Source organism: Kitasatospora purpeofusca, assembly GCF_042691725.1.
Lineage (GTDB): Bacteria > Actinomycetota > Actinomycetes > Streptomycetales > Streptomycetaceae > Kitasatospora > Kitasatospora purpeofusca_B.
Window position 1 is genome coordinate 2915518 of sequence record NZ_CP170483.1, and the last position, 14175, is coordinate 2929692.

The following is a 14175-nucleotide window of genomic DNA, read 5'->3' on the forward strand; positions in this document are numbered from 1 at the left end:
CCGCCCGGCCCTGCGCGGCCGGGAACACCCCGCGGTGGCGGACCGAGCCGCCCGGGGAGCACCACCCGACGCCCGTACCGCAGGTCGCGGCGGGCGCGACCGTCAAGGGGAGGAACCCGATCATGGAGAACATGGTGGACTTCGAGACCGACCTCGCGGCCCTGCAGGAGCTGCCGGAGACCGAGTCCGTCGAGCTGACCGGCCACGGCGGCGGCTGCCAGTACACCTGTCTCATCCTGACCTGTCTGATCTTCACCATCAGCTAGTGGTGGCGATCGGCCGGTAGCGCACGCGCGAAGGTGCCGTCTTCGCCTGTCCGGACAGGCGAAGACGGCACCTTGCTGCTCCGGCCCCGCCCTCCCCGTCCCTTCGACGAAAGCCCACCGCCCATGTCCCGCCGCCGACCCACCGGCCGACCCTCCGGCCAGACTGTCGCCCTGGCCGTCGCGCTGCCGGTCGGAGCCGCCGCCGCGCTCGCCCTGCCGGCCGCCCTCGCCGGGGCCGTCGACGCCGCGCTCGACCACGGCTCCGGCGGCACGCCGGCCACCTGGCCCGGCGCCCTGGCCCGGCTCGCGCTCGTCCTGGGCGCGGCCGCCGGCGCCGACGCGCTCGCCGCCGCGACCGGTCCGGCCTGCGCCGCCGAAGCCACCGCCGCCCTGCGCGGACGGCTCGTCCGCCACCTGCTCGCACTCGGCCCGGGCGGCCGGCTCACCCACGGCGGACCGCCGCCCGGCGACCTCGCCGCCCGCCTCACCGGCTCCGCCGCCGACGCCGGCGGCCGCCTGCCGGCCGTCCTCGGGGCCACCACCGCCCTGCTCGGCTCGGTCGGCGCGATCGTCGGACTCGGCGTGCTGTCGCCCTGGCTGGCACTCGCCTTCGTCGGCGGGGTGCTGCCCGGGGCCGTCCTGATCCGGCTCTTCCTGCGTGACGCCGGGCCCGTCTTCCTCCGCTACCAGGAGGCCCAGGCCGCCGTGGCCGCCGACCTCACCGCCGCGCTCGCCGGCCTCGCCAGCATCCACGCCGCCGGCGCCGAGCACCGCGAGGCGCACCGGCTGCTCGGTCGCCCGCCCCACGGCCCCGGGCCGGCGGCGGAGCCCGGCGGGTTGGCGGACCTGTCCGCGGCCGGGCACGCGCTGTGGGCGGCGCAGCGGCGGACGGCATGGCAGGCGATGGTGCTGGTCGCCGTGGTCGAGGTGGCGGTGCTGGCCACCGCCGGAACCCTGGTCGCGGGCGGGCGGCTGGCGCCCGGCGGGCTGACCGCCGCGGCCGGGTGGGCCGCGCTCGGCGCCGGGTTGTTCGAGCAGGTGGAGGCGCTGGTCGGCGTGGCGCACGCGCGGGCCGGACGGACCCGGGTGGACGCGGTGCTGGCCCTCGAACCGGCCCCCGTCGGCACCGCCGTACCGCCCGCCGACGGTCCCGGCACGCTCGTCTTGCGGAGCGTCGTGGTGCGGGACGGCGACGGCCGGGCGCTGCTCGGCCCCCTCGACCTCACCCTCCCGGGCGGGGCGACGGTCGCGCTCGTGGGCCGGTCGGGTTCCGGGAAGTCGCTGCTGGCCGCGCTGCCCGGCCGACTGCGCGATCCGGACGAGGGCGTCGTCCTCCTCGACGGTGTCCCGGTGACCGCACTCGCCCCCGAGGCCCTGCGCGAGGCCGTCGGCTACGCGTTCGCCCGCCCGGCCCTGGTCGGGCGGACGGTGCGCGACGCACTGGACGGCGCGGGCCCCGAGCAGGCGGCCGCCGCGTGTGCGGACGGCTTCCTGCGTCGGCTGCCGCGCGGCTGGGACACCCCGCTGGACGCACTACGGCTCTCCGGCGGGGAACTCCAACGCCTCGGCCTGACCCGCCTGCTGGCCCGCCCCACCCGGGTGGTGGTGCTGGACGACGCCACCTCGGGGCTCGACCTCGCCACCGAGTACCAGGTCGGCGAAGCCCTGGACCGAGCCACCCGGGGCCGCACCCGCCTGGTGGTCGCCCACCGCGAGGCGGCGGCCGCCCGCGCGGACCTGGTCGCCTGGCTCGACGACGGCCACCTGCGCGCCCTGGCCCCCCACCGCACCCTGCTCACCGACCCGGACTACCGCGCCACCCTCGCCGGCACGGCGCTCGAAGCGGCGGTCGCCCGATGACCCACCGATCTCCTGCTCCCCGGCACTCCCCCGGGCAGCACGTCGCACGTGAAGTGGTCGCCGGGATCCGCCGCACAGGAAGTCGGGCGGGCCGACTTTCCACTCCGCCGCACGCTCGCCGATGGCGGGTCGGGCCCGGAGCGGGGGTCGGCTGATGGGGCGCCACAGCGCCGGGCACGTCGTCGGCGTTCGCCGCGCCGGACGTCGGGCGGGGAGCCGGGCAGGAAGCCGGGTGGGCCGACCCTCCGCTCCGTGGCACTCTCCCGGCTGGGCCTTGCTCGGGCGGCAACTTGCGGATACCAGAAGGCCATTGGCGCGGCTGGCCGGCTGGTCGGCCGTGGAGGCGGTTCCGGTGGTGCTGTCCGGGCTTCTGGTCTCGGCCGCCGTGGACCAGGGGTTCCTCGCCGGGCGGACGGGGGCCGGGGTGGGCTGGCTCGCGGGGTTCGGGCTGGCGACCGGCGTGCGGGCGTATGCGGCGCGGGCCGGGTTTCCGCACCTCGCGGCGGTGGTCGAGCCGTTGCGGGACGCACTGGTGACACGGGTCGTCCGGGCCGCGCTCGCCCGGCCGCACGGCGATCCGGCCGATGTCGTCCGACTGATCGAACAGGTCGAATCGGTACGGCAGTTGACCGCGACGCTGCTCCGCACGCTGCGCGGGGTGGGGGTCACCCTGGTCGCCGCGCTGGTCGGGCTGGCGGTGCTGGCCCCGGTCGCGCTGCCGCTCGTCCTGCTGCCGCTGCTCGCGGCGGGGGCCCTGTTCGCCCGGCTGCTGCGACCGCTGGTGGCGCGGCGGCGGGCGGTGGTGCTGGCCGAGGAGCGGCTGGCGGCCGAGGCCGGCCGCACGCTGGGCGGGCTGCGCGACGTCCAGGCGACCGGGGCGCAGCGGCGGACGGCCGACGCGCTGGCCGCGGCGGCCGAGGCGAGCGCCGCCGCCTCGCGGGCACTCGGCCGGGCGGCGGCGCTGCGGTCGCTGGTGGTCGCGCTCGGCGGGCGGCTGCCCGTTCTGGCCGTGGTCGCCGCGGCACCGTGGCTCCTGGACGGGGGCGGGCTCACGACCGGGGAGCTGCTGGGCACGGCCACCTATCTGGTGCAGCAACTCGACCCGGCGGTACGGACGTTGGCGGGCACGGTGGGCGGCTGGCTGCTGAACCTCGCGGTCGTCCTCGACCGGCTCGCCACGTCCACCGCGACCACGACCGACACCACGACCGCGACGACCGCGACCGACACCACCGCCGGCCCTCCCCCGTCACCGCCGCAGCGGCCGGCGCTACGCGCCACCGGCCTCGGCTACGCCCACGGCCCGCACGCCGAACCGCTGTTCACCGGGCTGGACCTGGCACCGGAGCCGGGCGAGCACCTGGCCGTGGTCGGCCCCAGCGGCACCGGGAAGTCCACGCTCGCCGCACTGCTGGCAGGCGTGCTCGCCCCGTCGTCCGGCGCGGTGACGGTGGGCGGCGTCCACCCGCACGCCCTGCCCGGAGCCGAACGCGCCCGCCTGGTGGCCCTGCTGCCGCAGGAGGCGTACGTCTTCCCCGGAACCGTCCGCGACAACCTTGCCTGGCTCACCGACAAGCCCCTCACGGACGAGCAACTCATCAGCACCGCACGCCTGTTGGGCGCCGAGGAGCTGCTTACCCGGCTCGGCGGCCCGGACGCCCCACTCCCCGGACCGGAGGCGCTCTCGGCCGGCGAACGCCAACTGCTCGCCCTGGTACGGACCTACCTCTCGCCCGCTCCGGTCGTCGTCCTCGACGAGGCCACCTGCCGGCTGGACGCGGCGGCGGAGGAACGGGTCGAACAGGCCTTCGCCGAGCGCCCCGGGACGCTCATCGTCGTGGCACACCGGATCAGTTCGGCGCTGCGGGCCGATCGCGTGCTGCTGCTGGACGGCGGTCGCGGGGTGTCGGCCCGGCACGGCGACCTCCAGGTGCTCGCGCCGCTCTACCGCGAGCTGGTCGGCCACTGGCTGGGGACGGCCGGGTCGGCGTCACGTTCGGGGCGCTCCGGGGCCGCGCCGTTCCCCGGGCGGCCGTCATGATCTCGATAGGATCTCGCCCGCTCCGGCGGTTAAGGTGACGGCCGGGGTACGGGCCGCGACCACCGGCCAGGCCCCGACCGCGCCCGCGATGTGCACCGGCCGGGCGCCGAAACACCTGCACCCTCGCAAGGAAAAGACGATTCTGATGTCCGACACCCTCACCGACACCACCGGACCCGTCCACGGGACCGACGCCGACGGGACCACGGCCGAGGACACCGCGTCGCACGGTCGCCACCGCGGCCGGTCCGCCGCCGACGACAGCCCCGAGGCCGACCCGCACGGCCGTCACCGCGCCGGCGGCCAGGGCTGACCGACCGCGCGGTGGGGCCCGTCGGTGCGTCCGGCGGGCCTCACCGCGTTCGGCCCCTCGATGCCCGGCCCCTCGGTGCCCGGCCCCGTGACGCTCAGCCCAGCGTCACCACCGTCCGAAGCGCCTCGCCGCTGCGCATCTGCGCGAGCGCGTCGTTGACCTCCGCCAGCCCGACCCGGTGCGTGATCATCCCCTCGAGGTCGATCCGCCCGGCCCGCCACAGCTCCACCACCAGCCCGACGGTGCGCGACAGCGGCGCGCCGCCGTACAGCGAGGGCAGCAGCCGCTTCTCGTTGAAGAACAGCTCGCCCATGCTGAAGCTCGCGAGGTCGTCCTGCGCCCCGGCGCCGATCACCACGAGCGCCCCGCCGCGCCGGGCCGCGCCGTACCCGGCCCGGACGGTGGCCGAGCGGCCGACCGCCTCGAAGACGTAGTCGAAGCCGCCGCCCGGCAGGGCCTTCGCGACCGCCTTGAGCTCCTCGGGGGCGAGCGCCTCGGTCGCGCCGAAGGCGAGCGCCCGCTCCCGGCGGGAGACCACCGGGTCGACCACGGTGATCCGCGCCGCGCCGCAGACCCGCGCGCCCTGCACGGCCGCGACGCCGACGCCGCCGGCGCCGATCACCGCGACCGACGCGCCCGGCTCGACCCGCGCGGTGTGGACGGCCGCGCCGATGCCGGTGGTCACGCCGCAGCCGATCAGCGCGGCCAGTTCGTACGGGAGGTCCGCGGGCACCGGGAGCACCGCTTCGCGCTCGACCACGACCTCCTCGGCGAAGGTGCCGGTGCCGTAGAAGCCGGACGCCTCGCCGCTGCCGCCGGCCGCGCCGTCAGCCCCGTCAGCGCCCTCCGCGCCGTAGCGGAAGCCGGGCGTGCCGAGCCGCCGCAGGCTGGCCGCGCAGAGGTGCGAGCGGCCGCGCTCGCAGTGCGCGCACCGGCCGCAGGGCGCCATCCAGCAGAGCACGACGCGGTCGCCGACGGCGATGTCCGTCACGCCCTCGCCGACCTCGACGACGTCCCCGGCGCCCTCGTGCCCGGGGACGAACGGCGCGGGCTGGGGCAGGACGCCGCTCATCGCCGAGAGGTCGGAGTGGCACAGGCTGGCGGCGCGCAGCCGGACCCGCACCTTGCCGGGGCCGAAGCCGACGGCCTCGACGTCGTCACGGACGTCGAGCGTCTCCTGACCGGTCTTGTGCAGGATGGCTGCGCGCATGGGGCTGCTCCCGGGTCCGTCTCGGATCGCTGGTCGGGCCGATTCTGGCACGGCACGCCGGGCCCGAGTAGAACACGTTCCACTCTCTCCTGGCCGGTGGAACCCGCGCCGGATCCGAGGGTTCCCCCGGCCCGCGATGCCTGGCATGATCATCCGCCGTGCCGAACCCCGCCGCTTCCCTGTCCCCCTCGCCCGCGCCGCCGACGTCGTCGCCGTCCACCTCCTCCGACCGTCGCCGCTCCTGCCCGACCTGCTCCGGCCCGGTCGACCCCGACCCCCGGTTCACCGCCTGGTGCCCGGCGTGCGAGTGGAACCTCGTCCCCGCCGAGGAGGCCGCCGAGGACTGCGCCAAGTCCGCGAAGGACCTGGCCCGGGAGCGGGCGGCGGCCGAGCGGACCGAGCGGCTGTTCGAGGAGGTCGCCGCCGGCCGCACCGACATCACCCGCCGGGACTGGCTCGCCGCCTCCGCGCTCGCCCTCCCGGTCCACGCCGTCACCCTTGCCGTGGCGGGGGCGGCCGGCTGGCTGCTCGTCACGGGCAACACCCCGCTGCGCTGCCTGGGCGCCCTCCTCCTCGCCGTCGCCTTCCTGCTCCGCCCCCGGCTCGGCCGGGTACCGAGCGGCACGTGTGTGCTGGCCCGGTCCGAGGCGCCCGCGCTGTACGGGCTGGCCGACCGGGTCGCCGCCGAGCTCGGGGCGCCACCGGTCGGGGTGATCCGGGTCACCGAGGACTTCAACGCGAGCATGGCGGTGGTCGGACTGCGCCGCAGGTCGGTGCTCACGGTGGGCCTGCCGCTCTGGGAGGCGCTGGACGACCAGCAGCGGATCGCGCTGCTCGGGCACGAGTTCGCCCACCACGTCAACGGCGACAACCGGCGCGGCCTGTGGCTCGGGTCGGCGATGCGGGCGCTGGCGCACTGGTACGAGCTCGCCCGACCGAGCGAGCGGCCCCGGGGCGGGTACGGCGTGATCGCGCTGCTGTCGCTGATCGGGGACTACCTGAGCAACGCGTTCCTGCACCTCGTCAGCCAACTGCCCTACCGGGCCTACCTGTTGCTCGACCGGCTCACGGCCCGCGCCGGGCAGCAGGCCGAGTACCGCGCCGACGAACTCGGTGCCCGGGTCGGCTCCACCGAGGCGGCGCGCGGGGCGATGGGGGCGATGCTGCTCGGTTCGGCGGTCGGGACGGTGACCATGCGGCTGCGCGCCGAGATCCAGTCGCGACCCCGGGCCGGCCGGCGGGAGGCCGCTCCGGGGCCGGACGTCAGCGCGCTCTGGCCGCAGCTGCGCGAGCACCTGGCCGCGATCCCGCCGCTGGAGCGCGAACGGCTGCTCCGCCGCTCGCGGCGCTACGGCCACGCCGTGGACGCCTCGCACCCGCCGACCCACCTGCGGCTGGCGCTCCTCGCCCGGCGCGCACCGCTCCCGGCGGCCATCACCTGCTCGCCGAACGAAGCCGCCGCCATCGCCGCCGAACTCGCCCCGCACCGCACCCGCATCGCCCGCACCCTCCTCGCCGGCTGAACTACCGCTGCTGCCCGGAGTAGGAAGTCGGCCGGTCCGACTTCCTACTCCGGGCTCCGCCGCAGCGGGCCGTCGCGAGGCAGAAATATGTCGACCGGTCTACTGATTGCAGCGTGAATATCTAGACCGGCCTACATATTTCTGCCCGATATAAGTGGACCGGTCTACATATTCTGTCGTGGGGCCGGGGCGGGCGAGGTGCTCGAGGCAGAGAAGGGCGAGCCCCGGGCCGGCGGGGCGAGGCCGGGGGCAACGGACCAAGGAAGGGGGCGAGCGAGCGGCTCGGGGCAGGAGTAAGGGCGAGCCCCGGGGCGAGGGCGCGAGGTGGGGTGGGGGCGTACTGTCGAGTAGGGTCCGACGGCGAGCAGGAACACCGGAACACCCGTCGAGGAGCAGCACCATGTCCGACCTCCTGGAGACCACGCGCCCCCAACCCGAGGTGCTGGCCGCGTTCGAGGGCGCGACCGGGTTCATGCCCGTCGACGAGGGCCTCGCGCTGTACGCTGCCGCCGTGGCCGCCGTGCGCCGGACCGGGCTGCCCGTGCTGGAGATCGGCACCTACTGCGGCCGCTCCGCGATCCTGCTGGCCGCCGCCGCCCGGGAGGCCGGCACCGTGGCGCTGACCGTCGACCACCACCGCGGCTCCGAGGAGCAGCAGCCCGGCTGGGAGTACCACGACCCGACGCTGGTCGACCCCGAGGTCGGCCGGATGGACACCCTCCCCCGGTTCCGCCGCACGCTGCACGCGGCCGGGCTGGAGGACCACGTGGTCGCCCTGGTCGGCCGCTCGCCGCAGATAGCGGCCCTGTGGGGCGGTCGGCTCGCCCTGGTCTTCATCGACGGCGGCCACACCGACGAGCACGCGACCGCCGACTACGAGGGCTGGGCGCCGCACCTGGCGCCCGAGGGCCTGCTGGTGGTCCACGACGTCTTCCCCGACCCCGCCGACGGCGGCCAGGCGCCCTACCGGGTGTACCTGCGGGCGCTGGCCGAGGGCTTCGAGGAGGTCTCGGTGACCGGTTCGCTGCGCGTCCTGCGCCGCCGCACCACCGGCTGAGCCCGGGCCGGCCGGGGTGTCCGGAATCGGCCGCCCCGCCCCACGGGCGATCACGGATGCTCTAACGTCGTGCCGGGGCTGCCCGGGCGGGGGCGCGAACGATACGGTGTCCGCGCGGTCACGGACGCCCGCGATCGCGGCACGGCCGTATGAGACCAGCAGAACATCCGGGCGGAGCGCACCCGGGCCGACCGTGGGGGCCAGCACAGATGACGGACCAGCAGAACACCGCTCCGGCGGTCTGGGACCCGACCGCCCGGGGCGGTGCGGGCGGCTGGGTGCGCGGTCCCCAGCAGCCCTCCGTCCCGACGGCTCCCGCCACGCCCGCCACTCCCCCCGCCCCGCCGCGCCCCCAGCAGTTTCCGGCCGGACCGCCCGCCGACGACGCCCCGACGGCCTTCATCCCCCAGCCGGTGCCGCCGCAGCCCGCCGCACCCGGCTCACTGCCGCCCCGGACCGCCCCGGCGTTCCCGCAGGCCGCCCCGGGCGCCGACCCGTCCTACGGCGCGCCCCACAACCCGCCGCAGCAGCCCGCGTTCCCGCCCCCACCCCAGCAGGGGTACGGCGGCCAGGCCCCGTACGGCCCGCCCGGCCACAGCCGGCCCGGCTACGACCAGCCCGGCTACGGCCAACCCGGTCACAGCCAGCCCGGCTACGAGCAGGCGCCCCCGTACGGTCACCCCGGCAACCCCGGTCACGCCGGCCACCCCCAGTACGACTATCCGACCGGCTATGCGGAGCCCGAGAACGAGGACGAGGGCGCCCCCGGCAGCAAGCGCGCGCCCCTGCTGATCGCGTTCGCCCTCCTCTTCGTGCTGGCCCTCGGCGGCGGCGTCCTCTGGGCGGTCCGGGACAAGGGCTCCTCCACCGACGAGGCCGGCCCCGCAGCCCCGTCCACCGCCGCCACCGGCAGCGCGAACGCGTCCGGCAACCCGCCGCCCGCCCCGGCCCCCAACGGCTCCGCCGGTGCGCCGACCCCGGGCGCGTCCGACAGCACGGCGGCCGGCGCGACCCCCGGCCCGACCGACGCCGCCGGCGGCCCGAACGCGCAGTCCCAGGCCAAGGCCCTGGACGAGCTGCTCGGCCAGGGCGAGCTCGCCAAGTCCCCGATCGGCAACGCGGTCGCCAAGGTGAACAGCTGCCCGGCCAAGCCCGAGATCGACACCGCCGCGCAGACCTTCGACAACGGCGCCAAGCAGCGCGACCAGTTGCTCACCAAGCTGGCCACCCTGAGTGTCACCGACCTGCCGGGCGGCGCGGACGCCGTCCAGTCGCTGAAGTCCGCCTGGCAGCTGTCCGCCGACATCGACCGGGCGTACGCGAGCTGGGCCCGGACGGTCGCCACCCAGGGCTGCTCGGGCAGCGCCCCGAACACCGCCGACAAGAAGCGCGCCGACGAGCTCAACCCGCAGGCCACCCAGGCGAAGAAGGACTTCGTGACGAAGTGGAAGGCGATCGCCGACCAGTTCGGACTCACCGCCCGTACCCAGGACCGGATCTGAACCACCCGTGACTCGCACCACCCACCACCCGGCCGAGCCGGTCGAACCGATGGCACCGATGGCACCGGTCGACGCCGCGCCCCCCGAGGACACCGCGACCGCGGCCGCCGCACCGGACGACCGCACAGCCGACGAGCGCACAGCCGACGGCCGCACGACCGGCGGCACCGCCCGCTCCCCCCGCCCGCGCCGCCGGTCCGCGCTGCGGCGCACCGTGACCGTGGTCGGCGTGCTGGCCCCGCTCGGCCTGGCCGGCTGGCTCGGCTGGCAGGCCGTCGGCAGCCCCGACCGGGGCACACCCGACGCCGCGCCGCCGTCCACCGCTCCCAAGGCCACCGCCCCCGAGGCCACCACCCCGGCCACCGCCACCCCGGGTACCGCCACCCCCGGGGCGACGGCGCCCGGCGCCCCCGCCGACCCCGCGTTCCCCGCCCCGGCCCCCGGCGCCCCCACGGCCACCACCCTCACCGGCCGCACCGTCCTGCTCGACCCGGGCCACAACACCGGGAACTCCGCCCACACCACCGAGATCAACCGCAAGGTCGACATCGGCAACGCCCGCAAGGAGTGCGACGCCACCGGCACCGCCACCAACGCCGGCTACACCGAGGCCGAGTACTCGCTGGACGTGGTCCACCGGGCCCGCGCCATCCTCGTCGCCCGGGGCGCCACCGTGGTGCTGGTCCACGACGGCGACCGCCCCTGGGGCCCGTGCATCGACGAACGCGCCCGGGCCGGCACCACCGCCCACGCCGACGCGGCGGTCTCGGTGCACGGCGACGGCGGCCCGGCGAGCGGCAGCGGCTTCCACGTGATCATGCCCGCCAAGGTGGTCGCCGGGAAGGCGAACACCTCGGCGATCGTCGACCCCTCGCACCGGCTCGGCCTGCTGCTGCGCGAGAACTTCCACGCGGCGACCGGCGAGCCGTACGCGGACTACACCGCGAGCCAGGGCCTGGACACCCGCTCGGACCTGGGCGGACTGAACCTTTCGACGGTACCCAAGGTGTTCATCGAGTGCGGTAACATGCGCAACCCGACGGACGCCCGCCGGATGACGGATCCTCAGTGGCGCCAGCAGGCCGCCCAGGGGATCGCCGACGCGCTGACGGCGTTCCTGACCAGCCGGTAGGAGCACCGCCGGAGCCCGGCGACCGAGGTCGGAACCGCGCGGTTTGCAACGACTTCGCCCCATTCCCGAGCCCTGCCGTGCACCCGCGCTGCCGTTGGCCCTAGGCTTCTTGTCCGTTCGGGGTTTTCCGGCCGGTCAGCCGACCGGGCGGGCGCCGACAGCACACCGGCCGAGCGCCGAAAACGAAAACCGCCGACCACGACACACCAACGAGGGGAACGTTAGTGAATCTGCGCGCTCTCACCAAGGGAGACGCCGCCGTCGCAGGTGCGGCCGTCCTGCTCTTCATCGCCTCCTTCCTGCCGTACTGGACCGTCGACTGCAAGGGCAAGTACTGCGGCGACACCTCGACGAACGCCTGGGACAGCGTCCTGTTCCCCGTCCTGCCCTCGGTCTTCCTGCTCGGCATCCTCGCCGCGGCCCTGATCCTGGTCCAGCGCTTCCAGGGCCAGGCGGCCGCGAACCGTCAGATCCTCGGCCTGCGCCTGGACCAGTGGGGCATCGCCTTCTCGGTGGCCGCGCTCTGGGCCGCGCTGTGGTCGCTCGGCGGCGGCCTGGAGGGCATCGGCCACGGCATCGGCGCCTGGCTCGCCGTCATCGCGCTGATCGTGCTGGCCGGCGCCGCCGCCGGCGGCCAGCTGGTCCCGGCGCTCAAGACCCCGCTGGTCACCGACCGCCCGGCCGCCCCCGCCGCCTTCCCGGCCGGCGGCTACCCGGCCCCCGGTCAGCCCGGTCAGCCCGGTCAGCCGGGCCACTACGGCTACCCGGGCCCGGGCCAGGACCCGAACCAGGCGCCCGCCCCCGCGTTCGGCGGCCAGCCCTCCGGCTACGGCTACCCGACCCCGCAGGCCGGCCAGCACGGCCAGCCGGTCCCCGGCCAGCCGCAGGACGTCGCCGCCCAGCAGGCCGCGGCGGCGCAGGCCGCCGAGGCCGAGGCCGCCCGTCAGGCCGCGCAGCCGCAGCCGGCCCCGGCCGCCGACTTCGCGCCGTTCTGGTTCGCCGTCCCGGCGCCGCGTCAGCTGGCCCCGAAGGACAACCCGGCCGGTGCGCCGATCGGCGAACTCGTCCCGGGCACCTGGTACCTGGCGGTCGAGCAGCGCGGCACCGCGCTGGTCGCCCAGTTGCAGGACGGCACCCAGGGCGTGCTGGCCGACACCTCGGGCATCCAGCGCGGCTGACCCCGCGGGGCGCACACCGCCCGTGCCATCGATGCCGAAGGGGCGGGACCGGATCTCTCCGGTCCCGCCCCTTCGGCGTCGGGCGTCCGCCGCGCGGGCGGTCAGCAGCAGTCCTGGACCACCAGCCCGGCCGGCAGTTCCTCGCCCCCGAACACCGCCACCGTCGCCGGGTCGCCGCCGAGCGCCGCGACCGCGAGCAGCAGCGCCCCCGCCGTCCAGGTGGTGCGCTCCTCGGGCCAGATCGCGTCGTCCTCGAAGACGTACCCGGTCCAGTACGAGCCGTCGCCGTGCCGCAGGTGCTTCTGGATCCAGCGCAGGATGTCCACCGCGCGGTCGGACTCGCCGACCGCCCAGAGCGCCAGGGCCAGCTCGGCGCTCTCGCCGCCGGTGACCCAGGGCCGGTCGCTGACGCAGCGCACGCCGAGGCCGGGGACGACGAAGCGGTCCCAGCCCTCGGCGATCCGCTCCAGCGCGGCCGGGCCGCGCAGCGCGGTGCCGAGCACCGGGTAGTACCAGTCCATCGAGTAGCGGTCCTTGTCGAGGAACCGCTCGGGGTGGTGGGCGACGGCGTGCCGCAGCCGGCCGGCCGCGAGCTCCCAGTCGGGCTGCGGCTCCTCCAGGTAGTCGGCGACGGCCAGTCCGCAGCGCAGCGCGTGCAGGATGCTGGACGAGCCGGTGAGCAGCGCCTCGTCGCTGGCCGTGCCGTGCTCGTCGACCCGCCAGGCGATCGGGCCGCCGGGCAGCCGCTGGGCGACGATGAAGTCCAGCGCGCGCCGGACGGTCGGCCACATCCACTCCAGGAAGGCGTCGTCGCCGGTGGAGAGGTGGTGGTGCCAGACGCCGACGGCCACGTAGGCGCAGAAGTTGGTCTCCTTGGCGGCGTTGCTGACCGCGCCGTCGGCGTGCTCCGACTGCCCGTAGGCGTAGGCGGCGTACCAGGAGCCGTCCGGGTTCTGGCGCCCGGCCAGCCAGCGGTAGGCGGCCTCGGCGGCGGCGTGCTCGCCGGCGGTGTCCAGCGCCATCGCCGCCTCGGTGTGGTCCCAGGGGTCGAGGTGGTGGCCGCGGAACCACGGTATGGCGCCGTCGGGCTGCTGCTCGGCGAGGATGCTGCGCACGGTGCCGGCGGCCTGTTCGGCGTCGAGCACCCCGTCGAGCAGCAGGGCCTCCGGGACGGCGGCGGTCACTGCGCCCCGCCCGTTGCCGGGTCCGCCGCGCCGCGCCCCGCCGCCCCGGCCCGGTGGGGCTTGGTGGCGTAGGCGACGAAGCTCTTGCCGATGACGGGGTTGAGCGCCCGTTCGGCGGCCTTGGTGAGGGTGCTGATGACGGGGGTGCCGACGATGTCCCAGACCAGCAGCTGGTGGAACGCCTTGACCGGCAGCGCCTTGTCGTTGTCGACGCCGACCGCACACTTGATCCACCAGTACGGCGAGTGCAGCGCGTGCGCGTGGTGGGTGCCGTACGGCTCCAGGCCGGCGTCCTTGAGCTTGTCGAGCAGTTCGTCGCCCCGGTAGATCCGGATGTGGCCGCCCTCGACCTCGTGGTACTCGTCGGAGAGCGCCCAGCAGATCTTCTCGGGCAGCCAGCGCGGCACGGTGACGGCGAGCAGGCCGCCGGGCTTGAGGACCCGGAACATCTCGGTGAGCACGCCCTTGTCGTCCGGGATGTGCTCCATCACCTCGGAGATGATGATCTTGTCGAAGTGGTCGTCCTCGAACGGCAGGGCCAGCGCGTTGCCCTCCATCGCGACCGCGGACGCGCCCTCGGGCGCCTCGCCGGCCTGCTCCATGGCGGCGAACCACTTCCTGACCTCGGCGATCTCCTCGGCGTTCTGGTCGAGGGCGACCACGTTGGCCCCGCGCCGGTAGCACTCGAACGCGTGCCGCCCCCCGCCGCAGCCCAGGTCGAGCACCCGGTCGCCGGGGGCGAGCGGGAAGCGCGAGAAATCAACGGTCAGCACTGCGGACTCCCATTCCTTCGGTACCCAAGGTTCCTGACGCCGAGTCAGCAAAATCGCGGGGCGCACGGCGCGCGTGCGGGGCGGGCGGGGCGGCGCGCACCACCGGAAGACGGGTGCGGCCGGTCGCCACCCGGCC

General features: G+C 76.1%; 12 protein-coding genes. 9 read left to right on the top strand and 3 right to left on the bottom strand.

Going from position 1 to position 14175, the window contains the following annotated elements; genetic code table 11:
• The first annotated feature begins 122 nt into the window (after positions 1-122).
• The 4 genes from ACFCLZ_RS12115 to ACFCLZ_RS12130 all read left to right on the top strand — a co-directional run bounded on the left by ACFCLZ_RS12115 (position 123) and on the right by ACFCLZ_RS12130 (position 4480).
• Positions 123-266, top strand: a complete 144-nt coding sequence (locus tag ACFCLZ_RS12115; RefSeq protein ID WP_153882823.1) for a VenA family class IV lanthipeptide — start codon at positions 123-125, stop codon at positions 264-266.
• A gap of 123 nt (positions 267-389) precedes the next feature.
• The gene (locus ACFCLZ_RS12120; RefSeq protein ID WP_380284898.1) at positions 390-2126 is read left to right on the top strand and encodes an ATP-binding cassette domain-containing protein; all 1737 of its coding nucleotides are present in this window, start codon (positions 390-392) and stop codon (positions 2124-2126) included.
• Positions 2127-2436: 310 nt separating this feature from the next.
• Positions 2437-4167 (top strand): ATP-binding cassette domain-containing protein, encoded by a 1731-nt coding sequence (locus ACFCLZ_RS12125; protein ID WP_380284899.1) that lies wholly within the window; start codon positions 2437-2439, stop codon positions 4165-4167.
• A 145-nt stretch (positions 4168-4312) separates the two neighbouring features.
• The gene (locus tag ACFCLZ_RS12130) at positions 4313-4480 is read left to right on the top strand and encodes a hypothetical protein (RefSeq protein WP_380284900.1); all 168 of its coding nucleotides are present in this window, start codon (positions 4313-4315) and stop codon (positions 4478-4480) included.
• Positions 4481-4574: 94 nt separating this feature from the next.
• Here ACFCLZ_RS12130 and ACFCLZ_RS12135 read toward each other — a convergent pair whose 3' ends face one another.
• A complete protein-coding gene (locus ACFCLZ_RS12135) occupies positions 4575-5690 on the bottom strand; it encodes an alcohol dehydrogenase catalytic domain-containing protein (protein WP_380284901.1) in 1116 nt (371 codons plus the stop codon).
• A gap of 158 nt (positions 5691-5848) precedes the next feature.
• On the opposite strand from ACFCLZ_RS12135, the gene ACFCLZ_RS12140 reads away from it, so the two are divergent.
• The 5 genes from ACFCLZ_RS12140 to ACFCLZ_RS12160 all read left to right on the top strand — a co-directional run bounded on the left by ACFCLZ_RS12140 (position 5849) and on the right by ACFCLZ_RS12160 (position 12082).
• The gene (locus ACFCLZ_RS12140) at positions 5849-7213 is read left to right on the top strand and encodes a M48 family metalloprotease (RefSeq protein ID WP_380284902.1); all 1365 of its coding nucleotides are present in this window, start codon (positions 5849-5851) and stop codon (positions 7211-7213) included.
• A 400-nt stretch (positions 7214-7613) separates the two neighbouring features.
• Entirely contained in the window at positions 7614-8270 is a 657-nt protein-coding gene (locus tag ACFCLZ_RS12145; RefSeq protein ID WP_380284903.1) for a class I SAM-dependent methyltransferase, read from the top strand.
• 209 nt (positions 8271-8479) lie between these two features.
• Positions 8480-9772 carry a hypothetical protein gene (locus ACFCLZ_RS12150; protein WP_380284904.1) on the top strand — a complete coding sequence of 431 codons (1293 nt, stop codon included), beginning with the start codon at positions 8480-8482 and terminating at the stop codon, positions 9770-9772.
• A gap of 7 nt (positions 9773-9779) precedes the next feature.
• Positions 9780-10904, top strand: a complete 1125-nt coding sequence (locus ACFCLZ_RS12155) for an N-acetylmuramoyl-L-alanine amidase (RefSeq protein ID WP_380284905.1) — start codon at positions 9780-9782, stop codon at positions 10902-10904.
• A 224-nt stretch (positions 10905-11128) separates the two neighbouring features.
• Positions 11129-12082: a hypothetical protein gene (locus ACFCLZ_RS12160; protein WP_380284906.1), complete on the top strand. Its 954-nt coding sequence runs from the start codon at positions 11129-11131 to the stop codon at positions 12080-12082.
• Between the two features lie 101 nt (positions 12083-12183).
• Here ACFCLZ_RS12160 and ACFCLZ_RS12165 read toward each other — a convergent pair whose 3' ends face one another.
• A complete protein-coding gene (locus tag ACFCLZ_RS12165) occupies positions 12184-13266 on the bottom strand; it encodes a prenyltransferase (protein ID WP_380284907.1) in 1083 nt (360 codons plus the stop codon).
• Positions 13263-14039 carry a class I SAM-dependent methyltransferase gene (locus ACFCLZ_RS12170; RefSeq protein WP_380284908.1) on the bottom strand — a complete coding sequence of 259 codons (777 nt, stop codon included), beginning with the start codon at positions 14037-14039 and terminating at the stop codon, positions 13263-13265. Before ACFCLZ_RS12170 ends, ACFCLZ_RS12165 begins: the two co-directional genes overlap by 4 nt.
• Positions 14040-14175: the final 136 nt, after the last annotated feature.